This is a genomic window from Sulfitobacter sp. W074 (genome assembly GCF_025142275.1).
Taxonomy (GTDB): domain Bacteria; phylum Pseudomonadota; class Alphaproteobacteria; order Rhodobacterales; family Rhodobacteraceae; genus Sulfitobacter; species Sulfitobacter profundi.
In genome coordinates, this window is sequence record NZ_CP081130.1 from 3,438,389 (window position 1) to 3,461,261 (window position 22,873).

Below are 22,873 nucleotides of genomic sequence, written 5' to 3' on the forward strand. Positions count from 1 at the left end.
CAGCGGTTTGTCCGCCGCAGGTGATACGCCCTTACGGGCGAGACGACGCGAATGCGGTGGCTAATGCCCCTTCATTCGGACGTATTCTATTGGCGCCAGCGGCCTGTTCGTATTGCATCCGGCCCACCCAAAGGACGCGGGCGGGCTTGTCGGTTTTGTTGGACCAAGAATGCGGGCTGCTGCCGAGGTAATGCAGGCTGTCGCCGGGCCGCATGATATGCTCCCCCCCATCGACGACCTGCGCGATCTCACCCTCAAGGATATAGATCACCTCTTCGCCCTCATGCACGACCTCTTCCGAGGCATAGCCCGGTGGCACGTTCATGATATAGGATGACAGCTCATGGCCGGGAAAATCCGCGCCGATCTTCTCATATTCGATGGAAGACCCCGACACGGCAAAGCGTGGACGCTCATCCGCGCGGGTCAGGCTGTCTTGGGTCTTGGGGGTATGGATGAAAAAGCTGACTTCGACCTGAAGCGCGACGGCAATCTGCGACAGGGTGCCCAGCGACGGCGTGGCCCGGCCCCGCTCAACTTGGCTCAGATAACCGACCGACACGCCCGAAGCTTCGCCCAACTGCTGCAAGGTCAGGGACAAACGATGACGTTGCTTGCGCATACGTGCGCCAAGCGTAGATACACTATCGCCATTGGCAGTTGGCAAATTCACCCTCCCCGTGAACAGCGGCCCGATCTTGCGCCGGGCGCAGCCTTTTCGTCTCCCGTTGTGTGAGATCAAAAAAGTTGAGGGTCAACAAAAATTTTTTTACTGCGGCGCAGCATGGGGCTCATGGCGACGACTGTGCGCGGCGGATGTCGTTCTATTCAAAGGATTTTAGCTGCTCACGATCAATCCGCGCCAATTCACGCGCCGTCGGGTCAAGCGGAGCGAAAGAAACACTCAGCCCGCTGGGATGCCATTCGCAGATCCCGAATCCGGTGCCCTCAACGATGCGCAAATCGCGGGTTTCGGTCAGATCGATGGTAGAATGCAGCCCGTTGGAGATCACCACCGGGATGCCGTTCCAATGGCTCACCCGGTTCACATGCACATGGCCCGAAAGGATCCCCGCCACATGCTGTCCCTCGAGCATTTCGGCCAAACGCGCGCTGCTGGCCTCATCCAAACTGCCCCACGCCAGCGCTTCGGGATCAATGCGGGGCGGGTGGTGAATGACCAAGAGTTTCGCCAGTTCGGGGTGACGCTGCAGCGCTGCCTTTAGAAACTCGAACTGCGCGTCATCCAGCGCCCCGGCCACCTTGCCCGGTACACTGCTGTCCAGCGCAATAACATGCAGATCACCCTGCGGCGCGTCGTGGAAATAGGGCGCATCAGCCAGCCCCGGCGCAAAGACCGCGTTAAAACCGGCGCGTTTGTCGTGGTTGCCAAGGGCCATCACCAGCGGCGCTTTCAGCGGGGTCGTGATCTCGCGCACCAGCGCATAGCTTTCCCGGTCGCCCTGATTGGTCAGATCGCCGCTGGCCACGACAAAGGCGGGCTGCGGATCCATCGCGTTGATCACCGCCACCACGCGGCGCAGGGTGGCGGGCGTGTCGCTTTGCAGATGCGGGTCGGCCAAATCGGGGTGCGAGATATGCAGGTCGGTCAGGTGGACGAAACGGGTCATGGGCGTACTCCTGCGGCTGTCAGCAGGGTTTTCGTATAAGGGTGCTTGGGCGCGCGCAACACATCAGCGGCCACACCGCTCTCAAGCGTTTTACCGTGCTGCAGCACCAGCACCCGGTCACAGACCGCCCCCACCACCGCGAGGTCATGGCTGATGAACACCATCCCGAGGCCCAGATCATCTTGCAGGTCCATCAGAAGATTAAGGATTTGCGCCTGAACCGAGACATCAAGGGCCGAGACCGCCTCATCCGCGACCAAAAGCGCGGGGCGGGTGATGATGGCGCGGGCGATGGCGATGCGCTGGCGCTGCCCGCCCGAGAATTCATGCGGATATTTGCCTGCGTCGGCTGGATGCAGCCCGACCTGCGCCAAGGCTTCGGCGACACGGTGGCTGATATTCTCAATCTCGCCATTGGCGCGCAGCGGCTCGGCGATGGACCAGCCAACGCGGCGGCGCGGGTTGAGCGAGCCGAAAGGGTCTTGAAACACCATCTGAAAACCGCGCCGCAGCCGGCGCAACTCTTCGCCCCGAAGCTCATGCAGATCGCGCCCTTGAAACAGCACCTCCCCCGCGTCCGGACGCTCAAACGCCATGATGAGCCGCGCCAATGTCGATTTGCCCGAACCGCTTTCGCCGACCACGCCCAAGGTCTCGCCCGCGTGCAGCGAAAACGCCGCCCCCTCCAGCGCGGTCAGCACCGGCGGGGCGCGCAGCAGGCTTTGACGCGGCAGCTTGTAGCGGCGGGTCAGGTTGCGGACCTCCAAGAGCGGCACGTCAGTCATGTCGCGGCTCCGTCAGCAGATGACAGGCCGCGCCGCGCCCCGTTTCGGTCTGCGCAAAGGCCGGGCGCTGCGTGGCACAATGGGGCAGCTCAGCCGGGCAGCGCCCCGAGAAACGGCAGCCCAACGGCAGCGCATGCAGCGGCGGCACGGTGCCGGGAATGGTCGGCAGCCTGCGGCGCTTTCCTTGGGCATCCCGCCCTGCCACACCGGCATCGGGCCGCGCGCCCAACAGCCCCTTGGTATAGGGATGCGCGGGCGCGCCAAGCACCTTTGCCGTGTGGCCCCGCTCAACCATATCGCCCGCATACATCACCACAATGTCTTCGGTGGCGCGCGCCACGGCAGCAAGGTCATGGCTGATGAAAACCAGCGCCATTTGCCGCTCCCGCGCGAGCCGTTGCAGCAGGTCGGTGATCCGCAGCGCTACATTGGCATCCAGCGCCGTGGTCGGCTCATCCGCGATCAGCAGCATCGGATTGCAGGCCAAGGCCAGCGCGATCAGCACCCGCTGGCGCTGCCCGCCCGACATCTCATGCGGGAATTGCCGCAGGCGTCGATCTGGGTCGGGAATGCCCACCTCTTCGAACAGGCTCAGCGCGCGGGCGCGGGCCGCGCGGCGCGTCAGCCCGTCGTGCAGCAGCATCGGCTCCATCACCGTATCGCCCACCCGCCGCAGCGGGTTGAGCGCCGCCATCGGCTCCTGAAACACCATCGCGACGCGGCGGCTGCGCAGCCTCTGCCAATCCCGCTCTGCCGCGCGGGCCATATCCTGCCCGTCGATGCGAAGCTGTCCGGTCAGGCGCGCGCTGTCGGGGGCCATGCCCATCAGGCACAGGGCCAGAAGCGTCTTGCCCGAACCGCTTTCACCCACGACACCCAAGCGGTCGCCGCGCTCGATCACCAGATTGGCATCACGCAGCGCCGCCGCATGGCCGAAATGGACCGAGAGATTGCTAAGATCGATCATCGCGCCCGCACCAGTCTCGGGTCGGTGATATCACGCAGCCCGTCGCCCAGAAGGCCGAACCCCAGCACCGCCACGACGATGCAAAGGCCGGGATAGATTGCCAGTTGCGGGGCGAGATACATCAACGTCTGCGCCTCCGACAACATCCGCCCCCAGCTTGACGCAGGCGGCTGCGCGCCGAGGCCAAGATAGCTCAGCGCCGCTTCGGCGAGGATTGCCACGGCAAATTCGATGGTGGCCTGCACGATGATGGCCGCCGCGATATTGGGCAGGATGTGATCGCGGCTGATCGCAAAGCGCCCCCGCCCCGCCGCGCGTGCCGCGGCGACATAATCGCGCGTCCAGATTTGGTTGGCAGAGGCACGGGTGACGCGGGCGAAGATGGGGATGTTGATAAATGAGATCGCCAGCACCGCATTGGTCAGCGACGGCCCAAATACCGCCGCCAGCATGATCGCAAAGAGCAGCGCGGGAAAGGCGAAGCCCAGATCGGCCAGCCGCATCACCGCATCCTCGACCCAGCCGCCGAGTGCCGAGGCGAGCAGGCCAAGCACCACACCGATGCTGCCGCCCAGCAGCACCGCCACCAGCGCCACGGTCATCGAATTACGCGCCGCCGCCATCAGTTGCGCCACCACGTCGCGGCCCAACTGATCGGTGCCCAGCCAATGCTCTGCCGAAGGCGGCGCGAATTTGGTCGAGATCGACATCGTCTGCGGGTCATGCGGGGTCCAGATCAGCGACAGAGCCGCCACCCCAACCACGAGGCTGACCAGCACCGCGCCCAGCAGAAAATTCGCCGGAAGCGGCCTCATGCTCGGGCCTTCAGCCGGGGGTCGATGACCACGTAAAGTAGGTCGACCACGAAATTCGCCGTGACCACGATGGCGGCAAAAAGCATCACCAGCGCCTGCACCGTGGGCAGGTCACGGTTGGCGATGGACTGAAAGATCAGCCGCCCCAGCCCCGGCAGGTAAAAGACGTTCTCAATCACGATGGTGCCAGTGACCAACGCGGCGAATTGCATGCCCACGATGGTCACGATCGGCACCAGCGCATTGGGCAGCACATGCCGCCAAAGCACCCGCCGCCGCGACAACCCACTGGCCCGCGCGGTGCGCACGAAATCCAGCCGCATCACCTCCAGCGCCGAAGACCGCGTGACCCGCGCCAGCACCGCCGATTGCACCAGCGCCAGCGCCACCGTGGGCAGGATGAGCGACCGCACCGCCGCGCCCGGATCGTCCCAGCCCGCAAAGCCCCCGGGCGGCAGCCAACGCAGCTTCACCGCAAAGAGCATCACCAGCAGGATCGACAGCCAGAAGGCGGGCACCGCAATGCCGAGCTGGCTGAGAAACATCACCCCCCAGTCACCCGCCCGCCCATGCTGCGCCGCCGCCGTGATGCCAAGAACCAGCGCCAGCACCAGCGTCACCAGCATCCCCGCCACGGCGAGGGATATCGTCATCGGCAGCCGCTCGGCGATCAGGTCAGAGACCGGCACGCGGAAGGAATGGCTGATCCCGAAATCCCCCTGCAGCGCGTTCCAGACCCAACTGAAATAGCGCGTTGTCAGGGGGTCATTCAGCCCCAACTGCGCGCGCAGCGCCGCCAAAGCGTCTTCGCTGGCGTCCATGCCAAGGATGGTCAGCGCCGGATCGCCCGGCAGCACGTTCATCACGGCAAAGACCACGAGTGAGACGGCGAGCAAGGTTAGCACGAAACCAAGCGTGCGGCGAAAGAGGAAATAGGCCACGAAGTCAGGTCCAAAGGCCGCGGCACAAGGGGCGCCGCGGCCGTTTCAAGTTAGTTGGCGACGCGCACGTTCTTCAGCGGCATGTAGAGCACAGGCGAGGAAGCCCAGTAGCCTTCGACCTCCTGCCGGAAGACGCCCAGCAGCGGCAGCTGGAACAGGAAGCCATGCACCGATTGGTCGGACAGCATCTGCTGGCCCTGCTTGAGCAATTCGTCGCGGGCCTCGGCATCGACCTCAGTCGTGATCTTTTCCCACAGGGCGGTCATCTCGGCATTGTCGTAGCCGTAGAAATAGTCAGGCCCGCGGGCGAAATTGCCCATGTCATTGGGGCTGGTGTGGGCGATGATCGTCATGTCATAGTTCTTTTTCTTGTAGACCTCATCGATCCAGAAGCCCCATTCGACATTCTCAACTTTGGCATCGATCCCAGCCTCGGAAAGTTGGTTCTGGATGATCTCGGCCGAGCGGGTCGCGTAGGGGAAGGGCGGCACGCGCAGGGTCATGGTGGCGCCGGCCACGCCTGCCGCCTCAAACATTTCCTCGGCCTTGGCGCTGTCATGCGGATAGGCGTCCGTCAGGTCGACATAGGCGGTGCCATGCGGCGGGTAGAAGCTGCCGATGGGAACGGCTTGGCCATACATCGCGCCCTCAATGATCTCGGCGCGGTCGATGGCGGTGGCCACGGCGCGGCGCACCTCGACATTGTCGAAGGGTGGTTTCGCGTTGTTCATGGCGAGGATCACTTCGCCCTCGGTCGAGCCGACGTTGACGCGGAAGCGCGGATCGGCTTCGAACTGCGGCAGCAGTTCCGGCGCGGGGAATCCGGGGAAGGCGTCAAGCTCTTCGGCCATCATCGCAGCGGTCGCGGCAGCGGGGTCAGAGATGAAGCGAAAGACCACCTTGTCGAGTGCCACATCAGCCGCATCGCGGTGATCGGTGTTCTTGACCAACGTCAGGCGGTCGCCCCTTGTCCAACTGTCGAACTTGAAGGGGCCGGAGCCGACCGGGTTGGCGTTGTTGCCCTCGGCGCTTTCGGCGGCCACGATGGCGCTGTCGCCCTGCCCCATGTTGAAGAGGAAAAAGGCGTCTTTGCCCGAAAGCGTGATCTCGACCGTCTGCGAGTCGACCGCTTTGACGCTCTCGATCGGCTCGAAGATGTCCTTGGAGGGATTCACGCTGTCTTCGCCCATGGCCCGCTCGAAGGAATAGACCACATCCTCGGCGTCGAGCGTGCTGCCATCGTGGAAGGTCACGCCTTCGGCCAAGGTGAACGTATAGGTCAGCCCGTCTTCAGACACCTCCCAAGAGGCCGCGAGGTTGGGCTGCACCTCGCCGTTTTCCGCCACGGTGGTCAGCGATTCAAAGACGTTTTGCGTCATCATGCTGTCGATGGAGGCGGTCGCATCCGCCGTCGGGTCAAGCGACGTGGGCTCCTGCTGCATGCCGATGACAAGCTCGGCAGCGGCAGAGACCGAGGCCATCAGGCCAAAGGCCAGCGTCAGCGCAGGAAGGGTTTTGGTAAGGGGCAAATGAGACATGGGGCAGCACTCCTGTGGGGAGGGGCGTGTTCGGCCCTGCCGCGCGCCCCTTTGCGACAGATTGCGCCGGGCGGGGGCGTTCGGTCAACGGCTTTGGCGCAAAACAAGAAAACTTCATGCAATTGCAATAATATGGCGGATTTTACCGAGTGGCCTCGACAGCGGAAAGGGACCGGGGGATCGGCCCTTTTGTGCGGCAGTCGTCGGTGCTAGCCTCCGCGCAGAGAGGGCAGATTATGGATATTTCTACGGCAGGTTTCGATTGCATTGTCATTGGCGCGGGCATCGCGGGCGCTTCTGTCGCTGCTGAACTGTCCAGCGACCGCCGGGTGCTGCTGTTGGAACGAGAAAGCCAGCCGGGCTATCACACCACGGGCCGCTCTGCCGCCCTGTTTACCGTGACCTATGGGCCGGAGGTGATCCGCGCCCTTTCCCGCGCTTCTGCCGCTTTCTTTCACACCCCCGCCAGCCCCCATCTGGAGCATCCGCTGCTGGAACCACGCGGCGCGGTGTTCGTCGCGCGGCAGGATCAGAAGGCGGCGCTGGCGCGCACCGCCGAGGAACTGGGGCCCCATGTCACCCCGCTGACCGGGGCCGAAATCGAGACACTCGTGCCGCTGCTGCGCAAGGGCTATGCCAGCGCCGGGCTGCGCGATGCTTCGGCGGCCGATATCGACGTGAACGGGCTGCATCAGCATTACCTCAAGACCTTCCGCGCCGCGGGCGGTGTCTTGCAAACCAAGGCCGAGGTGCGGGCGCTTCGCAAAGAAGGGGGCTGGCAGGTCGACACGAACCAAGGCACCTTCCACGCGCCGGTCATCGTCAATGCCGCAGGGGCTTGGGCCGATGAGATCGCCACGCTGGCAGGGCTTGCGCCTGCGGGTCTCACCCCGAAACGCCGCACCGCGCTGACGGTGGCACCGCCCGATGGCATGGAACCGGACCGTTGGCCGATGGTGGTGGATATCGATGAGCAGTTCTACCTCAAGGCCGATGCGGGCAAGCTGCTGATTTCACCTGCGGACGCCACGCCCTCGCCCCCTTGTGACGCCCAGCCCGAGGAATTGGATATCGCGATCTGTATCGACCGGATCGAAACCGCATTCGACCTTCACCGCCCCCGCATTGAAAGCCGGTGGGCAGGGCTGCGCAGTTTCCTGGCCGACGGTGACCCGGTGGCGGGCTATGATCCCGAGGGGGAGGGGTTCTTCTGGCTGGCGGGGCAAGGCGGTTATGGCATTCAAACCGCGCCCGCTCTGGCCCGCGCTGCCGCCGCTCTGGTGCGGGGAGAAGATATCCCCGGCGACATTGCCGCCGAGGGTGTCACTGCAAAGGCGCTTGCACGAAGGCGTCCGGGGCTGGCTTAGCCGCCCATCCCGGCGTCAGCTTCGATCTGCTTGCGCGACTTGCGTGCGCGTTCGGTGGCCGATTTCAACTGACCACAGGCCGCCATAATGTCTTCGCCACGGGGCTTGCGCACGGGCGAGGCATAGCCCGCGTTATAGACGATATCGGCAAAGGCGCGGATGCGATTGTTGGACGACCGCTCATAGGGCGAACCGGGCCATTCGTTGAAGGGAATGAGGTTGATTTTGGCCGGGATGCCCTTAATCAACTCGACCAAGCGATGCGCGTCTTCGTCGCTGTCGTTCACGCCCTTCAGCATCACATATTCAAACGTGATCCGCTCGGAGTTGCTGACCTTGGGATAGGCGCGTAGGGCGTCGAGCAGTTCTTCGATGTTCCAACGCTTGTTGATCGGCACCAGCTTGTTGCGCACCTCATCGGTGGTGGCGTGGAAAGACACGGCAAGTTGGCAGCCGATTTCGGCGGCGGTGCGGTGGATCTCGGGCACAACGCCGGAGGTCGAGAGCGTAATGCGGCGGCGCGAAAGCTGAATGCCCTCAGGGTCCATCGCGATCTTCATCGCGTCGCGCACGTTCTCAAAATTGTACAGCGGCTCGCCCATACCCATCAGCACGATATTGCTCAAAAGACGGGCCTCTTCGGTCCGAGTGCCAGTCTCGGGCCATTCATCCAGATCATCGCGCGCCACCATGACCTGACCGATAATCTCAGCAGCGGTAAGATTACGCACCAGTTTCTGCGTGCCCGTGTGGCAGAAGGAACAGGTCAGCGTGCAGCCCACTTGGCTGGACACACAAAGCGTGCCGCGGCCCTCTTCAGGGATATAGACCACCTCAACTTCATGACCGCCTGCGATCCGCACCAGATACTTTCGCGTGCCGTCTTCGCTTTCCTGCCGGGTCACAACCTCAGGCACTTCGATCACAAATTTCTCTGCCAGTTCAGCGCGGTAGCCTTTGGCGAGGTTGGTCATGGAGTCGAAATCACGCACACCCCACTGATAAATCCACTGCCAGATTTGCCCCACACGCATCTTTGCCTGTTTCTCAGGCGTGCCGTTTGCGATCAACACGTCACGCATGGCGTCACGGGTCAGACCGACAAGGTTAATCGGCCCCTCGGGCAACTTGCGGGGAAGGGTCATCACGTCTTGGGTGATGGGCGCGGAAGCGGACATTGCAAAGACTCACAGGCTAGGGATGGGTCTCTATATAGGGAATGACGCGATTTGCAAAAGGGTTTGGCTGCCCGCGCTTTTAAGGTCAACCTTAATAGGTCTTCTTGCTCATCCGCAATTCACCGGTCGCCAGAACCGGCGCGGCATCCAGACTGTCTACATTCAGCATCGCCGCCACACGCTCCAACGAAGACACCAACTGCGCCTGCTCCCAATCGGCGAGATCGGCAAAGGCGCGGACGTAGCGCTGTTGCAACGCATCGGGGGCTTCCTCCAACACATCCTCACCTTGGGTGGTCAGGGTGATGTTGGTTTGCCGACGGTCCTGCGCCGAGGGCTGCCGCGAGACCAAACTGCGCGCCACCAACTTATCGACCAACGCGGTTACGGTCGCTTGGCTCACGCCCATCTGATTGGCGAGGGTCTTGGCTGTGGGGTCTTTCTTCTCTCCGACGATCTGCAAAACCCGCAGTTGCGCCGGGGTTACCCCTGCGGCCTGCGCCAAATCGCGGGCATAGAGTTCGGTAGCGCGCAAAATGCGGCGTAAAGCGATCAGACTCTCGTCGACCCGGTCGGGATGTTTTTGCGTCATGGTGCATCATTGCACAATGGGGACGATTTCAGCAATCGCTCTCAACTGCCCTGAACGCTTAGTATAGCTAAGCGAAACGCCTCAATTTCGTTAGCCTTACGAAACAAATATGCACATGAGCATGGCGCTGAAACAACGCTATAAGCGTATTTTGAGGTATTTTGCTTTGAATGTTGAAGTATGACCGCACATGCCCTACTTAGCTTATCGAAACAATAAGGGAGCCCCGAACGGATGCAGAATGAACTCGACATGAAAAAAGCCCGCACACCCAAACTGCGCAAGCCCAATGCCGAGGACGGAGCTGCCATTTGGCAGTTGATTCGCGACTGCAAGCCGCTCGACGAGAACTCGCTTTACGCGAACCTGATCCAGGCCGACCACTTCCGCGACACTTGTGTTGTGGCTGAGATGGACGGTGACATCGTTGGATGGATCTCCGGCCATATGATCCCTGCACAAGACGCCTTCTTTGTCTGGCAGGTTGCCGTTAGCCCCAAGGCCCGTGGCCTTGGTCTGGGTAAGACCATGCTGATGGAACTCGTGAACCGCGATGAAACTGAGGACGCCAAAACCCTCAAGACTACGATCACCCGGGACAATGACGCCTCCTGGGGGCTGTTCCGCAGCTTTGCGAACCACGTCGGCGGCGACCTTTCGGATGCGCCCCACTTTACCAAAGACGCCCATTTCGATGGCGCGCACGACACCGAACATATGGTGACGATCACGCTGCCCGAGACTGCGCCGCTTAAACGCGCCGCGTAAACCGCAGCTGACAATTCACACGACAGATTCTCTTGAAGAGAAAGGATATTCCTATGCCCAAAGACATGGCACAGAACACAACGATCTTTACCCGCCGCGAGAGCGAAGCACGCTCCTATTGCCGTGGCATGAACGCCGTTTTCACCCGCGCCAGCGGGTCGGAGATGTTTGACGTAGACGGCAACCGCTATATCGACTTTCTGGCGGGTTGTTCCTCGCTGAACTACGGCCACAACGATCCTGATATGAAAGCCGCGCTGGTGGATCACATCACTGCGGACGGTATCGCTCATGGTCTCGACTTCCACAGCGACACCAAAGCCGCCTTCCTGACCGCTTATGAGGAGAACATCCTCAAGCCGCGCGGCATGGACTATAAAATCATGATGACCGGCCCGACAGGCACCAATGCTGTTGAGGCCGCCATCAAGCTTGCGCGCAAAGTGACAGGCCGCACGAATGTGATCTCCTTCACCAACGGTTTCCATGGCATGACCATGGGTGCGCTGGCACTGACCGGCAACAAAGGCAAGCGCGGCGGTGCAGGCGGTGGCTCACTGGCCGACGTGACGCATATGCCGTTCGAGGGATCGCTCGGTGAAGACGTTGATACGCTGGCGATGATAGATGCGATGTTGTCGAACCCGTCGTCGGGCATCGACGCGCCTGCGGCATTCATCTTTGAGCCGATCCAAGGCGAAGGCGGTCTGAACGCGGCCTCCGATGCATGGATGCAGGGCATCGAAAAGATTGCCCGCAAGCATGGCGCGCTGCTGATCATTGACGACATTCAGGCGGGCTGCGGCCGTTCGGGCAGCCTCTTTTCGTTTGAGGCGTCCGGCATCAAGCCCGACATGGTCACCCAAGCGAAATCGCTTTCCGGTTTCGGCCTGCCTTTCGCGGCCCTGCTGATCGCGCCTGAGCATGACATCTGGAAGCCAGCCGAGCACAACGGCACCTTCCGTGGCAACACCCACGCCTTTGTCACCGCCCGCGTCGCGATTGAGAAATTCTGGTCCGACGACAAATTCGAAAAGTCGTTGGCCGAGAAAGCTGTCGTGTTGACCACCGCGCTCAAGGATGTCGCTGATCTGGTCGAAGGTGCCACGCTGAAAGGCCGCGGCCTGATGCAGGGTGTCGATGTAGGCTCTGGCGAACTGGCCGGTGCAATTTGTGCGCGTGCCTATGAATTGGGCCTCGTGATCGAAACTTCGGGCGCGAACGATGAAATCGTTAAGTATCTTGCCCCGCTCACCACGTCGCAGGAGGTTATGCGCGAAGGGTTTGATATCCTTTTGCAGGCCACCCGTGACGTGACTGGAAACCTGAAAATGGCAGCGGAGTAACTGACATGATTGTACGCGATTTTAATAAACTTCAGAACACCGACCGCCACGTTGGTGATGCAAAATGGACCTCGACCCGGCTGCTGCTGGCCGATGATGGGATGGGCTTTTCCTTCCACATCACCGTGCTGGAAGCGGGCTCTGAGCATACGTTCCATTACAAGCATCACTTCGAAAGCGTCTATTGCATGAAGGGTAAGGGCTCGATCACCGATCTCGCTACTGGCGAGACTCATGAGATCACCCCCGGCGTGATGTATGCGCTGAACCTGAACGACAAACACATCCTGCGCGCAGAGGAAGAACTGCACATGGCGTGCTGCTTCAACCCGCCTGTCACGGGCAAGGAAGTACACCGTGAAGACGGCTCCTATGCGCCTGCCGAGGAGGTAGCGTAAGTTATATGACCCAACCGTCCCACACTGTCGAAAAAATCGGAGGGACATCCATGTCCCGCGTGAACCAGCTCAAGGATACGCTCTTTGTCGGTGACCGTAAGGGCGCGGACATCTACGGGCGCGTCTTCGTGGTCTCCGCCTTTGGCGGGATCACGAACCTGCTGCTGGAGCATAAAAAATCCGGCGAGCCGGGCGTCTATGCGCATCTTGCCAACGCCAGCAATGATCACGGCTGGCACGAAGCGCTGACCCGCGTGTCCGCAGAGATGCAGCGCGTGCACCGCGAAGTGCTGGAGCATCCCGGTGATATTGAGCAGGCCGACGCCTTTGTGTCCGAGCGCACCCATGGTGCCCGCAACTGTTTGATCGACCTGCAACGCCTCTGCGCCTATGGCCACTTCCGGCTATCGGAGCACATGTTGCAAATCCGCGAGTTGCTGTCCGGTCTGGGCGAGGCACATTCCGCTTTTGTCACCACGATCATGCTGCAGCGCGCTGGCGTGAACGCCCGCTTCGTCGACCTTTCCGGTTGGCGCGATGAGGGCAACGTCACGTTGGACGAGCGCATTGAGCAGGCGATGGACGGCATCGACCCGCATACCGAGATGCCCATCGTCACCGGCTATGCGCAATGCGCCGAAGGGCTGATGCGTGAGTTTGACCGTGGCTATTCAGAGGTGACCTTCTCCAAGCTCGCTGCCCTGACGGGTGCGCGTGAGGCGATCATTCACAAGGAATTCCACCTGTCGTCCTGCGATCCGAAACTGGTCGGCGAACATGCCGTCAAAAAGATCGGGCGCACGAACTATGACGTGGCGGATCAGCTGTCGAACATGGGGATGGAGGCGATCCACCCCAAGGCAGCCAAGACCCTGCGTCAGGCCGATGTGCCGCTGCGCGTGACCAACGCCTTTGAGCCCGAAGACCCCGGCACGCTGATCGACGACCGCAAAGCAGAAACGCCTGCGGTAGAGATCGTCACGGGTTTGGACATTGTCGCGTTTGAGCTGTTCGAACAGGACATGGTCGGCGTGAAAGGCTACGACACCGCGATTCTCGACGTGCTGACACGGCACAATGTACGAATCGTCTCGAAGGTGTCGAACGCCAATACGATCACGCACTACCTTGATGCGTCGCTCAAGACGATGCGCCGGGTGGAGAAGGATCTGGCACAGATCTATCCCGCTGCCGAGATCACGACGAAAACGCTGTCGATGGCCTCGGTCATCGGGCGTGACCTGAACGGGCTGTCGGTGTTGCAACGCGGTCTGGTGGCCATTGCCGAGGCCGGTCAGACGGCAATCGGTGCGAGCCAAGGGCCGCGCAACGTCGACGTGCAGTTCATCGTCGAGCGCGAGAGCCTGCAGCCGGTGATCAAAGCGCTGCACGGCGCGTTCATCGAAGAAGAGGCTGCGACACCGCTTTCGCGGGCGGCCTGACGCTGACATAGCTGATGCACTATGAGCCGCGGCTTCCGAAAGGAGGCCGCGGCTTTTTCATGTGAGGGCCATCGCCTGCCTGCGGGTCGGCGATCCAACATACTTTCGATACCACTTTGTAGCTCAACCATGATGTGCGCCCGCGAAGTCACACCCAGCCTCACTAAATCGCTACCCGGTCGCACCAGAGGTGTGCCCATCAAATTCTGGCACGCCTTTGGCGTGACGGGCGGGCAGGCGATGGCCCGGCGCCAGCGGCTATCCCAGGCCCGGGTGGCAACCTAGACCCGCAAACGAAAACGGCCCCGCAATTGCGAGGCCGTTCTTAAAAACATTCTGGCGGTTATCAACCGCCGCAGCGCTTCGCCGCATCTTCGACCGCCGCGGTAAAGCCCAGCAGCGAGAATGTGTCCTTGGTCTGCGTCCCGCGCGAGGACCGCGCTGTCAGCGTCGCATCCGCGCCGCGCTTCATTGCCGCGATGATCTTAGCATCATCCGCCGTGGTTGCCGGCCAGGCCCACTCGCCTTCGGTGAACAGCTCGAACTCATTGCCGGAAATGTTCATATTGACCGTCGATCCCGAGGCAAAAGGATACCCGCCGGTGAAGGCGACCTGACCCTTGGCCTCAGCCGAGGGGCGGTAGAATACCATCAGCAATGTCTGACCCCGGTTCACCGCCACCACACGCCCATCGCGCGTGTTGACGACTTCCTTGGGCGTTGAAACGCCCCAGCATTCTGTCGGGTTATCTTCTACAAAGACGCTCCAGTCGGTCTTGGCAGCCACCCGGTTGGTGCTCTGCTCCTGCGCCACAGCGCCGCTTGCCACAAGGGCGAGCGCCCCAAGTGCAAGACCACATGTCTTCATCATTCCCATCTGTCCAGCCTCCAGCCGTCCTTGACCTCAACACGTCCACAGACCCCGTCCGGGCAACCTTGGGCGGGTTGCTCTCTTGCGGGTGTCTGCTATCTGTTCGACACCAACCACAATAACGGCAAACGCGCGACCGACGAAACCCTGATTGGCAGGATTTCGCCCAGAAACAGGATGAACCTCATGACCAAAGCAGCCCCATTTGCGGAAATCTGGCGCGGACCCTTTCTGGAAAGCGTTCATTCCGGTCATGCCGTGATCTGCGATGCGAGCGGCCAGATCGTCGAAGCATGGGGCGATCCGGAAAAGGTGATCCTGCCGCGTTCGTCTTCCAAGATGATCCAAGCGCTGCCGCTGATCAATTCCGGCGCGGCCGACAAAGCGGGACTGAGCACCGAACAGCTGGCCCTCGCCTGTGCCTCGCACCAAGGTGCCGCCATCCACACCGACCGGGTGGGCGTATGGCTCGACACGCTGGGGCTGAGTGACGACGACTTCCGCTGCGGCGCGCAAGAACCCAATGACCGCGACGCGATGGAGGGGCTGATCCGCGCGCATGAGAAACCCTGCCAGATCCACAACAACTGCTCAGGCAAACACGCGGGATTCCTCACGCTGAACAAGCACCTCGGCGGGGGGGCGGATTACGAAAAGCCCGATCACGCGGTGCAAAAAGCCTGCCTTGAAGCGTTTGAAACGGTCACCCAAGAAACCTCGCCCGGCTATGGCATCGACGGCTGTTCGGCCCCCAACCCGGCCTGCACCCTGCACGGCATGGCCCGCGCGATGGCCCATTTCGCCGCCGCCCCCGAAGGCTCTGCCGAGGCGCGCCTGCACAAAGCCATGCGCCTGCACCCCGAACTGGTCGCCGGCGAAGGCCGCGCCTGCACCGAATTGATGCGGGCAATGGACGGTAAGGTCGCGCTGAAAACCGGGGCCGAAGGCTTCTTCATCGCGATCTGGCCCGAGCGCAAGCTGGGCATCGCGCTCAAAGCCGCCTGCGGCACCACTCGCGCCGCCGAATGCGCGATCACCGCGCTGCTGGTCAAACTGGGCGCGTTGGACGCCAACCACCCCGCCGCGCTGAAGCGGATGAATACGCCGATCACCAACTGGCGCGGGCTTGAGACCGGGATGCTGAAACCAGCGGCGGAACTGCTGTAAGACTATCGCACTGCCACTTTGCTCTGACGAAGCGGCAGTGCCACGCGGGCAGTCTCAGCCTGCGAATTCGGTGCGCGCATAGCCCTGTACGAACAGCAGCGCGGTCAAATCGCCAAAATTGATGCGGATGTCACATTCCGCAGCGACAGATGGCTTTGCGTGCAGCGCCACGCCCATGCCAGCCCGCCCCAACATGCCCAGATCATTGGCCCCGTCGCCCACGGCAATGACCTGATCCTCAGTAATCCCCAGCTTCGCGGTGATCTCTTCCAGCGCGGCGACTTTGGCCTCGCGCCCCAAGATCGGCAGGCCCACATCGCCGGTCAGCGCGGCCCCATCGACCAGCAGCGTATTGGCGCGGTTCTCATCAAAGCCCAGCATCTCGGCCACTTTGGCAGTAAAGGCAGTGAACCCGCCCGAAACCAACGCGGCATAGCCGCCGTTGGCCTTCATCGTGCCCACCAAGGCACCGCCGCCGGGCATCAGGGTGATCCGCTCGGCCAAAACCTTGTCGATGACAGCGGCCTCCAGCCCTTTCAACAGACCGACACGTTCGCGCAGCGCGCCGTCGAAGTCCAACTCACCGTTCATGGCGCGGGCGGTGATCTCTTTCACATGCGCGCCAACGCCTGCTTCTTCGGCCAATTCGTCGATGCATTCCTGCTGGATCATCGTGCTGTCCATATCGGCCAGCAGCATCTTCTTGCGGCGGCCTTCGCTGGGCACGATCACCAGATCGACGCCCATGGACTGGCAGCTTTCCCAAACATCCCAACGGTTTTCCGGCGTCTGGGCCAGCGAGAACTCCGCCGCCTCATCCGGGGCCAGCCAAAGCGCGTCGCCCCCGCCCCAAGCGTTGCGCAGGCTTTCAACCAGCGCCGCATCGAGGGAGGGGTTGGAGGGGGAGGTCAACAAGATTGCCGTGAACATAAGTTTCCGATCCGCATCATTCGCGCCGCGCAAAGCGACATGACCGGCGTCCTAGCGCCATTTTGCGACTTGCGCCAGTCCAGCCTCCCCGCGTATGCCGACAAGTGGGACACCCTTCCCCAACGAAGGGCGATTATCTGAGAGGGTAGCATAAATGGCTATTACACAACCGGCATCGCGCCCGGACACGAAACCTGTTGCCGTACCGGCAAATCCGCGTTTCTCTTCCGGCCCCTGCGCCAAAATCCCCACATTCGATCTGACCAAGCTGGCGGACGCACCATTGGGCCGCAGCCACCGTGCCGCACCCGGCAAGGCCAAACTGCTTGAGGCAATCGAGACCACCCGCGAGGTGCTGGGCGTGCCTGCGGATTACCGCATCGGCATCGTGCCCGCCTCTGACACCGGCGCATTCGAGATGGCCATGTGGTCGCTCTTGGGCGAACGCCCAGCTGAGATGGTCGCATGGGAATCCTTCGGCGCAGGCTGGGTCACCGATGTGGTCAAACAGCTGAAAATTGAAGCGCAGGTTCACACCGCCGAATACGGCGAGATCGTAGACATGGCCGCGCTGAACTATGACAACGACGTCTGCTTCACATGGAACGGCACCACCTCCGGCGTGCGCATGGCGAACGGCGACGCGATCCCTGCGGACCGCGCGGGTCTGACGCTCTGCGATGCCACCTCGGCGGCCTTCGCGATGGACCTGCCCTGGGACAAGCTGGATGTGACGACCTTCTCTTGGCAGAAGGTGCTGGGCGGCGAAGCGGCGCATGGCATGCTGATCCTCAGCCCTCGCGCAGTTGAGCGGCTGGAAAGCTACACCCCCGCATGGCCCCTGCCGAAAATCTTCCGCCTGACCAAAGGCGGCAAGCTGAACGAGGGCATCTTTAAGGGTGAGACGATCAACACGCCCTCCATGCTCTGCGTCGAAGATTACCTGCTGGCACTTGACTGGGCGAAATCCGTGGGCGGCCTCAAGGGGCTGATCGCACGGGCCGATGCCAATACGGCGGCCATCGCCGAATTCGTGGAGGCGCATGACTGGATCGACTTCCTCGCCACCGATCCGGCGACACGGTCCAACACCTCGGTCTGCCTCAAGTTCACTGATGACCGCATTCAGGACGGTGCAGCCTTTGCCAAAGCCGTGGCGAAACGGCTTGCGGACGAGGGTGCGGCGCTCGACATTGGCGCCTACCGCGATGCCCCTCCGGGCCTGCGCATCTGGTGCGGCGGCACGGTTGAAACGGCTGATATCGATGCGATGCTGCCGTGGCTCGAATGGGCCTTTGAAGCCGAAATCAACGCCTAAAGCATTCCGGCGGGCGCGTGATCCCACGCGCCGCCCCTGCCCCCATATTTTTGAAAAGGACCACAAAAATGGCTCCCAAAGTACTCATCTCCGACAGCCTGTCGGAAGCCGCCGTTCAAATCTTTCGCGACCGTGGCATCGACGTTGATTTCCAGCCCGATCTGGGCAAGGACAAAGACAAACTGGCCGAAGTTATCGGCAACTATGACGGCCTCGCGATCCGCTCCGCCACCAAGGTGACGGAAAAGATCCTCGCCAACGCGCCGAACCTCAAGGTGGTCGGCCGCGCGGGCATCGGCACCGACAATATCGACAAGGAAGCCGCGTCGAAACAGGGTGTGATCGTGATGAACACGCCCTTCGGCAACATGATCACCACTGCTGAACATGCCATCGCGATGATGTTCGCCGTGGCACGTCAAATCCCCGAAGCGTCGGCCTCCACCCACGCGGGCAAATGGGAAAAGTCTAAGTTTATGGGCGTCGAGCTCACCGGCAAGACGCTGGGCGTCATCGGCGCGGGCAACATCGGCGGCATCGTTTGCGACCGCGCGCGGGGCCTCAAGATGAAAGTCGTGGCCTATGACCCCTTCTTGGGCGAGGAAAAGGCCGAGAAGATGGGTGTCGAAAAGGTCGAGTTGGACGAGCTGCTGACTCGCGCCGATTTCATCACCCTCCATGTTCCCTTCACCGAGCAGACGGCGAATATCCTCAGCCGCGAGAACCTTGAAAAGACCAAGCCCGGCGTGCGTATCATCAACTGTGCCCGCGGCGGTCTGGTTGACGAAGAAGCACTCGCCGACCTGCTGAAATCCGGCCATGTGGCGGGCGCGGGTTTCGATGTCTTCGCCGAGGAACCAGCCAAGGAGAACCCGCTGTTCAACCTGCCCAACGTGGTCTGCACGCCGCACCTTGGTGCCGCGACCACCGAAGCGCAGGAAAACGTGGCGCTGCAAGTGGCCGAGCAGATGTCGGACTACCTGCTGACGGGCGCCGTGACCAACGCGCTGAACATGCCATCGGTCACCGCCGAAGAAGCCAAAGTCATGGGCCCATGGGTCAAGCTGGCTGGTCACCTCGGCGCGTTCATCGGCCAGATGACCGACGAGCCGATCAAAGCGATCAACATCCTTTATGACGGCTCCGTCGCACAGATGAACCTCAAGGCGCTGAACTGCGGCGTCGTGGCGGGCATCATGAAACGCGCCAACCCGGATGTGAACATGGTTTCCGCCCCCGTGGTCGCCCGCGAAAAGGGCATTCAGATCAGCACCACCAACCAAGACAAATCCGGCGTCTTCGACGGCTATGTCAAAGTGACCGTGGTGACCGAAAAGCGCGAGCGCTCCATCGCGGGCACCGTGTTCTCGGACGGCAAGCCGCGCTTTATCCAGATCAAAGGCATCACCATCGACGCCGAGATCGGGGAGCACATGCTCTACACAACCAACGAAGACGTGCCGGGCATCATCGGCACCTTGGGCCAGACCATGGGCGAAAACGGCGTGAACATCGCCAACTTCACCTTGGGCCGCCACACCGCCAAGGGCGAGGCGATTGCCCTGCTCTATGTCGACGATCAGGTGCCAGAAACCGTGATCGGCAAGCTGCGCGACACCGGCATGTTCCGGCAGATCAAGCCGCTGCAATTCGACGTGGCCTGAGACCTCCCCCTGCACAAACTTAAAGCGCCCCCTCGCGGGGCGCTTTTGCTTTCGGGCGCATCCTTTGACTGAGCCTTTCCTTCGCGGTGGCTTTGCGGCATCACGAGGGGGTGCAGAAGGATAGGAACGAATATGCCCAGCCCCATCTACGCCATCGGAGACATCCACGGTTACGCCGCCGAGCTTGAGCGCGTGTTAACCTTGATCGAAGAAGACGGCGGGCCGGACGCGCGCATCGTCTTCCTTGGCGATTACACCGACCGCGGCCCCGACAGCAAAGCGGTGATCGAACGGCTGGCACAGGGCAAGGCCGAGGGCCGCAACTGGACCTTCCTCATGGGCAATCATGACCGCATGTTCAGCTGGTTCATGGAGGATTTCCCCCGCCATGATCCGCTCTTGCTCGTTGAACTTAACTGGCTGAACCCGCGTTTGGGCGGCGACACGACGCTTGGCTCTTACGGTGTACCCGTCAGCGGCCGCGACCGGATGTCAGAGGTGCACGAGAAAGCCCGCGAAGCGGTGCCGCAGGCGCATGTGGACTTCCTGAAAACCCTCGCCCTGTCGCATCAGACACCCGACCTGTTCTTTGCCCATGCGGGCATCCGCCCCGAAGTGCCGCTGGACGCGCAGCGCGAGGATGATCTGCTGTGGATCCGCAAGGAGTTTCACGAATTCACCGCGCCCCATCCCAAGCTGGTCGTCCACGGCCACACGCCGGTGGACAGCGCCATGCATTACGGCAACCGGGTGAACCTCGACACCGGCGCGGGCTACGGCAAACCGCTTTGTGCGGCGGTGTTCGAGGGGGATGAGGTTTGGGTGCTGACCCAGCAGGGGCGCAATCGCCTGCGCCCCTGAGTGGCTTAGCTCCAGTCAAGCACGACCTTGCCCGACTGGCCCGATTTCATCGCGGCAAAGCCCTGCTCGAAATCATCGACCCCGAAGCGATGGGTGATGATGGCAGAGACATCGAGCCCGTTCTCCAGCATGGCGATCATCTTGTACCAGGTCTCGAAAATCTCGCGGCCATAGACGCCCTTGATGGTGATCGCCTTGAAAACGATACGGCTCCAATCCACCGGCGATTTGCCCGGCGGGATGCCCAGCATCGCGATGCGCCCGCCCATGGTCATGGCCTCAACCATCTGATCCAGCGCCTGCTGGTTGCCCGACATTTCAAGGCCCACGTCAAAGCCCTGTTTCATCTTCAGCCGGGGGATCACGTCGGCCAAATCCTCTTCGGCCACGTTCACTGTCACCACGTCGGCGACCTTTTCCGCCAGCGCCAGCCTGTCGGGGTTCACATCCGTGATCACCACATGCCGCGCGCCGACATGCCGCGCCACCGCCGCCGCCATGATGCCGATGGGCCCCGCGCCAGTGATCAACACATCCTCACCCACCAGATCAAAACTTAACGCTGTGTGCACCGCATTGCCCAAGGGATCGAGGATCGCGCCGATGTCGTCTGAAATCTCATCCGGCAGCGGCACCACGTTAAAGGCGGGCAGCCGCAGATATTGCGCAAAGGCCCCCTGTTCGTTTACCCCGATGCCCCGCGTCGCGGGATCAAGGTGGAACTTCCCCGCACGGCTTTGGCGTGACTGTTTGCCAATCAGATGCCCCTCGCCCGAGCAACGCTGCCCGATCTCAAGGCCTTCGACATTGCGGCCCAACTCGACGATCTCGCCCGCGAACTCATGGCCCGTGATCAGCCCCACCGGCACCGTCCCGGCAGCCCAATCGTCCCAGTTCCAGATGTGGATATCGGTGCCACAGATTCCGGTCTTGTTGATCTTGATCAGCACGTCCTCGGGGCCGATCTCGGGCACTGGCGCATGGGTCATCCACAGCCCCTCGCGGGGGTGCAGCTTGGCCAGCGCTTTCATTTCATTCGTGGTCATTCGATCACCCCACAGGCTTTGCCCGCGACTTCGAATGCCGTCAACGCGCGGTCAAGTTGCTCGCGGGTCAGTGCCGCGTTCATCTGCGTGCGGATGCGCGCCTGACCGCGCGGCACCACCGGGAAGAAGAAGCCCGAGACATAGACCCCCTCCTCGAAAAGCCGTGCGGCCATGTCCTGCGCCAACTGCGCCTCGCCCAGCATGACGGGCACGATGGGGTGTTCACCGGGCAGCAGGTCAAAGCCCAACTTCTCCAGCCCCGCGCGCCAGTATTTCGTATTCTCGAAAAGGCGTGCACGCAGATCATCGCCGTCTTCGACCAGTTCCAGCGCCCGGATGCCGGCGCGCACGATCGACGACGGCAGGGAGTTGGAAAACAGATAGGGCCGCGCGCGCTGGCGCAGTAGGTCGATCACCGGCTGCGGCCCTGCGATATAGCCGCCGATGGCCCCACCAAGCGCCTTGCCCAGCGTGCCGGTCACGATGTCGACCTTGACCCCGTGATGCGCGGGCGTGCCTGCACCCTTCGGCCCCATGAAGCCGGTGGAATGGCAGTCATCGACCATCACCAGCGCCTCATATTTCTCGGCCAGTGCGGTGATCTCGGGCAGGTTCGCCAGATAGCCGTCCATGGAGAAGACCCCGTCGGTCGCGATCATGATGAACCGCGCGCCATCCTCGCGGGCCTGCTTCAGCTTGGCCTCAAGATCCGCCATGTCGCTGTTGGCATAGCGGTAGCGTTTCGCCTTGCACAGACGAATGCCGTCGATGATCGAGGCATGGTTCAGTGCGTCTGAAATCACCGCGTCCTCCGGCCCCAGCAGCGGCTCGAACAGCCCGCCGTTGGCGTCGAAACAGGCGGCGAAGAGGATCGAATCGTCATGCCCGAGAAAGCCCGCCAGCTTCTGCTCCAACTCGCGGTGGATGTCCTGCGTGCCGCAGATAAAGCGGACCGAGGCCATGCCGAATCCTTTCTCGTCCATCGCCTCTTTGGCGGTGGCGATCAACTCGGGATGATCGGCGAGGCCGAGATAGTTGTTGGCGCAGAGGTTGATGACCTCGCGGTCACCCACCGCGATCTCACCGCCCTGCGGGGTGGTGATGAGCCGCTCGCGCTTCATCATGCCCTCGGCGTCGATCTCGGCTAGGGTGTCGGTGACATGGGATAGAAATGCTTGGGTCATGAGGCTCTCCTTTTCAGGGAGCATCTACCATAACGGAGGCCGTTCCGAAATAGAGGATTTCCGA

General features: G+C 62.0%; 22 protein-coding genes. 9 read left to right on the top strand and 13 right to left on the bottom strand.

The features are described from left to right. Window positions 1-31: 31 nt before the first annotated feature. The 7 genes from K3762_RS17155 to K3762_RS17185 form a co-directional block, all read right to left on the bottom strand. Window positions 32-622, bottom strand: a complete 591-nt coding sequence (locus K3762_RS17155) for an XRE family transcriptional regulator (protein WP_067626358.1) — start codon at window positions 620-622, stop codon at window positions 32-34. 202 nt (window positions 623-824) lie between these two features. Then, complete coding sequence (locus K3762_RS17160; protein ID WP_132443903.1) at window positions 825-1,631, bottom strand: metallophosphoesterase; 807 nt, start codon at window positions 1,629-1,631, stop codon at window positions 825-827. Beyond that, entirely contained in the window at window positions 1,628-2,416 is a 789-nt protein-coding gene (locus K3762_RS17165) for an ATP-binding cassette domain-containing protein (protein ID WP_132443904.1), read from the bottom strand. The genes K3762_RS17160 and K3762_RS17165 overlap by 4 nt, the downstream gene beginning before the upstream one ends. Then, entirely contained in the window at window positions 2,409-3,383 is a 975-nt protein-coding gene (locus tag K3762_RS17170; RefSeq protein WP_132443905.1) for an ABC transporter ATP-binding protein, read from the bottom strand. Before K3762_RS17170 ends, K3762_RS17165 begins: the two co-directional genes overlap by 8 nt. Then, window positions 3,380-4,198 carry an ABC transporter permease gene (locus K3762_RS17175; protein WP_132443906.1) on the bottom strand — a complete coding sequence of 273 codons (819 nt, stop codon included), beginning with the start codon at window positions 4,196-4,198 and terminating at the stop codon, window positions 3,380-3,382. Before K3762_RS17175 ends, K3762_RS17170 begins: the two co-directional genes overlap by 4 nt. Next, window positions 4,195-5,139: an ABC transporter permease gene (locus tag K3762_RS17180; RefSeq protein ID WP_132443907.1), complete on the bottom strand. Its 945-nt coding sequence runs from the start codon at window positions 5,137-5,139 to the stop codon at window positions 4,195-4,197. The genes K3762_RS17175 and K3762_RS17180 overlap by 4 nt, the downstream gene beginning before the upstream one ends. Before the next feature lie 50 nt (window positions 5,140-5,189). Further along, on the bottom strand, window positions 5,190-6,677 hold the full coding sequence (locus K3762_RS17185; protein ID WP_132443908.1) for an ABC transporter substrate-binding protein: 1,488 nt from the start codon (window positions 6,675-6,677) through the stop codon (window positions 5,190-5,192). A 236-nt stretch (window positions 6,678-6,913) separates the two neighbouring features. Here K3762_RS17185 and K3762_RS17190 point away from each other — a divergent pair, with 236 nt between their 5' ends. Continuing rightward, a complete protein-coding gene (locus K3762_RS17190) occupies window positions 6,914-8,044 on the top strand; it encodes an FAD-binding oxidoreductase (protein WP_132443909.1) in 1,131 nt (376 codons plus the stop codon). Here K3762_RS17190 and rlmN read toward each other — a convergent pair. Next, a complete protein-coding gene (gene rlmN, locus K3762_RS17195) occupies window positions 8,041-9,222 on the bottom strand; it encodes a 23S rRNA (adenine(2503)-C(2))-methyltransferase RlmN (RefSeq protein WP_067625034.1) in 1,182 nt (393 codons plus the stop codon). The genes K3762_RS17190 and rlmN overlap by 4 nt on opposite strands. 91 nt (window positions 9,223-9,313) lie before the next feature. Further along, window positions 9,314-9,814, bottom strand: coding sequence for a MarR family winged helix-turn-helix transcriptional regulator (locus K3762_RS17200; protein WP_120352082.1), 501 nt, complete (start codon window positions 9,812-9,814; stop codon window positions 9,314-9,316). A gap of 234 nt (window positions 9,815-10,048) precedes the next feature. On the opposite strand from K3762_RS17200, the gene ectA reads away from it, so the two are divergent. From ectA to K3762_RS17220, 4 genes are read left to right on the top strand one after another with little or no spacing between them, the layout of a single operon-like run. Then, a complete protein-coding gene (gene ectA, locus K3762_RS17205; protein ID WP_120352083.1) occupies window positions 10,049-10,582 on the top strand; it encodes a diaminobutyrate acetyltransferase in 534 nt (177 codons plus the stop codon). Between the two features lie 53 nt (window positions 10,583-10,635). Further along, complete coding sequence (ectB, locus tag K3762_RS17210; RefSeq protein WP_260010732.1) at window positions 10,636-11,928, top strand: diaminobutyrate--2-oxoglutarate transaminase; 1,293 nt, start codon at window positions 10,636-10,638, stop codon at window positions 11,926-11,928. A 5-nt stretch (window positions 11,929-11,933) separates the two neighbouring features. Continuing rightward, window positions 11,934-12,326, top strand: coding sequence for an ectoine synthase (locus K3762_RS17215; RefSeq protein ID WP_007118313.1), 393 nt, complete (start codon window positions 11,934-11,936; stop codon window positions 12,324-12,326). Between the two features lie 5 nt (window positions 12,327-12,331). After that, window positions 12,332-13,768: an aspartate kinase gene (locus K3762_RS17220; RefSeq protein ID WP_260010734.1), complete on the top strand. Its 1,437-nt coding sequence runs from the start codon at window positions 12,332-12,334 to the stop codon at window positions 13,766-13,768. 346 nt (window positions 13,769-14,114) lie between these two features. Here K3762_RS17220 and K3762_RS17225 read toward each other — a convergent pair whose 3' ends face one another. Beyond that, a complete protein-coding gene (locus K3762_RS17225) occupies window positions 14,115-14,639 on the bottom strand; it encodes an invasion associated locus B family protein (protein ID WP_082849572.1) in 525 nt (174 codons plus the stop codon). Between the two features lie 186 nt (window positions 14,640-14,825). Between K3762_RS17225 and K3762_RS17230 the strand changes: the two genes are divergently transcribed. Then, complete coding sequence (locus tag K3762_RS17230; RefSeq protein ID WP_120352088.1) at window positions 14,826-15,806, top strand: asparaginase; 981 nt, start codon at window positions 14,826-14,828, stop codon at window positions 15,804-15,806. Between the two features lie 54 nt (window positions 15,807-15,860). On the opposite strand, the gene serB is transcribed toward K3762_RS17230, so the two are convergent. Continuing rightward, window positions 15,861-16,736, bottom strand: coding sequence for a phosphoserine phosphatase SerB (gene serB, locus K3762_RS17235; protein ID WP_260010736.1), 876 nt, complete (start codon window positions 16,734-16,736; stop codon window positions 15,861-15,863). A gap of 154 nt (window positions 16,737-16,890) precedes the next feature. Between serB and K3762_RS17240 the strand changes: the two genes are divergently transcribed. From K3762_RS17240 to K3762_RS17250, 3 genes are all read left to right on the top strand, one after another. Further along, entirely contained in the window at window positions 16,891-18,054 is a 1,164-nt protein-coding gene (locus tag K3762_RS17240) for a phosphoserine transaminase (protein ID WP_132443914.1), read from the top strand. Window positions 18,055-18,122: 68 nt separating this feature from the next. Next, a complete protein-coding gene (gene serA, locus K3762_RS17245) occupies window positions 18,123-19,718 on the top strand; it encodes a phosphoglycerate dehydrogenase (protein ID WP_067622990.1) in 1,596 nt (531 codons plus the stop codon). 132 nt (window positions 19,719-19,850) lie between these two features. Next, window positions 19,851-20,579 carry a metallophosphoesterase family protein gene (locus K3762_RS17250; protein WP_132443915.1) on the top strand — a complete coding sequence of 243 codons (729 nt, stop codon included), beginning with the start codon at window positions 19,851-19,853 and terminating at the stop codon, window positions 20,577-20,579. Between the two features lie 5 nt (window positions 20,580-20,584). Here K3762_RS17250 and tdh read toward each other — a convergent pair whose 3' ends face one another. Together tdh and K3762_RS17260 are read right to left on the bottom strand one after the other, a co-directional pair. Further along, window positions 20,585-21,625 carry an L-threonine 3-dehydrogenase gene (tdh, locus tag K3762_RS17255; RefSeq protein ID WP_132443916.1) on the bottom strand — a complete coding sequence of 347 codons (1,041 nt, stop codon included), beginning with the start codon at window positions 21,623-21,625 and terminating at the stop codon, window positions 20,585-20,587. Beyond that, window positions 21,622-22,809, bottom strand: a complete 1,188-nt coding sequence (locus K3762_RS17260) for a glycine C-acetyltransferase (protein ID WP_132443917.1) — start codon at window positions 22,807-22,809, stop codon at window positions 21,622-21,624. Before K3762_RS17260 ends, tdh begins: the two co-directional genes overlap by 4 nt. Window positions 22,810-22,873 lie beyond the last annotated feature (64 nt).

Excerpts from the sequence above, each read along its gene's own strand:
- K3762_RS17260 (WP_132443917.1), bottom strand. The coding sequence starts at position 22,809 with ATGACCCAAGCATTTCTATCCCATGTCACCGACACCCTAGCCGAGATC.
- K3762_RS17170 (WP_132443905.1), bottom strand. The coding sequence starts at position 3,383 with ATGATCGATCTTAGCAATCTCTCGGTCCATTTCGGCCATGCGGCGGCG.
- ectB (WP_260010732.1), top strand. The coding sequence starts at position 10,636 with ATGCCCAAAGACATGGCACAGAACACAACGATCTTTACCCGCCGCGAG.
- serA (WP_067622990.1), top strand. The coding sequence starts at position 18,123 with ATGGCTCCCAAAGTACTCATCTCCGACAGCCTGTCGGAAGCCGCCGTT.
- K3762_RS17225 (WP_082849572.1), bottom strand. The coding sequence starts at position 14,639 with ATGATGAAGACATGTGGTCTTGCACTTGGGGCGCTCGCCCTTGTGGCA.
- K3762_RS17200 (WP_120352082.1), bottom strand. The coding sequence starts at position 9,814 with ATGACGCAAAAACATCCCGACCGGGTCGACGAGAGTCTGATCGCTTTA.
- serB (WP_260010736.1), bottom strand. The coding sequence starts at position 16,736 with ATGTTCACGGCAATCTTGTTGACCTCCCCCTCCAACCCCTCCCTCGAT.
- rlmN (WP_067625034.1), bottom strand. The coding sequence starts at position 9,222 with ATGTCCGCTTCCGCGCCCATCACCCAAGACGTGATGACCCTTCCCCGC.
- K3762_RS17230 (WP_120352088.1), top strand. The coding sequence starts at position 14,826 with ATGACCAAAGCAGCCCCATTTGCGGAAATCTGGCGCGGACCCTTTCTG.
- K3762_RS17220 (WP_260010734.1), top strand. The coding sequence starts at position 12,332 with ATGACCCAACCGTCCCACACTGTCGAAAAAATCGGAGGGACATCCATG.
- ectA (WP_120352083.1), top strand. The coding sequence starts at position 10,049 with ATGCAGAATGAACTCGACATGAAAAAAGCCCGCACACCCAAACTGCGC.
- K3762_RS17175 (WP_132443906.1), bottom strand. The coding sequence starts at position 4,198 with ATGAGGCCGCTTCCGGCGAATTTTCTGCTGGGCGCGGTGCTGGTCAGC.
- K3762_RS17185 (WP_132443908.1), bottom strand. The coding sequence starts at position 6,677 with ATGTCTCATTTGCCCCTTACCAAAACCCTTCCTGCGCTGACGCTGGCC.
- tdh (WP_132443916.1), bottom strand. The coding sequence starts at position 21,625 with ATGACCACGAATGAAATGAAAGCGCTGGCCAAGCTGCACCCCCGCGAG.
- K3762_RS17165 (WP_132443904.1), bottom strand. The coding sequence starts at position 2,416 with ATGACTGACGTGCCGCTCTTGGAGGTCCGCAACCTGACCCGCCGCTAC.
- K3762_RS17250 (WP_132443915.1), top strand. The coding sequence starts at position 19,851 with ATGCCCAGCCCCATCTACGCCATCGGAGACATCCACGGTTACGCCGCC.
- K3762_RS17190 (WP_132443909.1), top strand. The coding sequence starts at position 6,914 with ATGGATATTTCTACGGCAGGTTTCGATTGCATTGTCATTGGCGCGGGC.
- K3762_RS17215 (WP_007118313.1), top strand. The coding sequence starts at position 11,934 with ATGATTGTACGCGATTTTAATAAACTTCAGAACACCGACCGCCACGTT.
- K3762_RS17155 (WP_067626358.1), bottom strand. The coding sequence starts at position 622 with ATGCGCAAGCAACGTCATCGTTTGTCCCTGACCTTGCAGCAGTTGGGC.
- K3762_RS17240 (WP_132443914.1), top strand. The coding sequence starts at position 16,891 with ATGGCTATTACACAACCGGCATCGCGCCCGGACACGAAACCTGTTGCC.
- K3762_RS17160 (WP_132443903.1), bottom strand. The coding sequence starts at position 1,631 with ATGACCCGTTTCGTCCACCTGACCGACCTGCATATCTCGCACCCCGAT.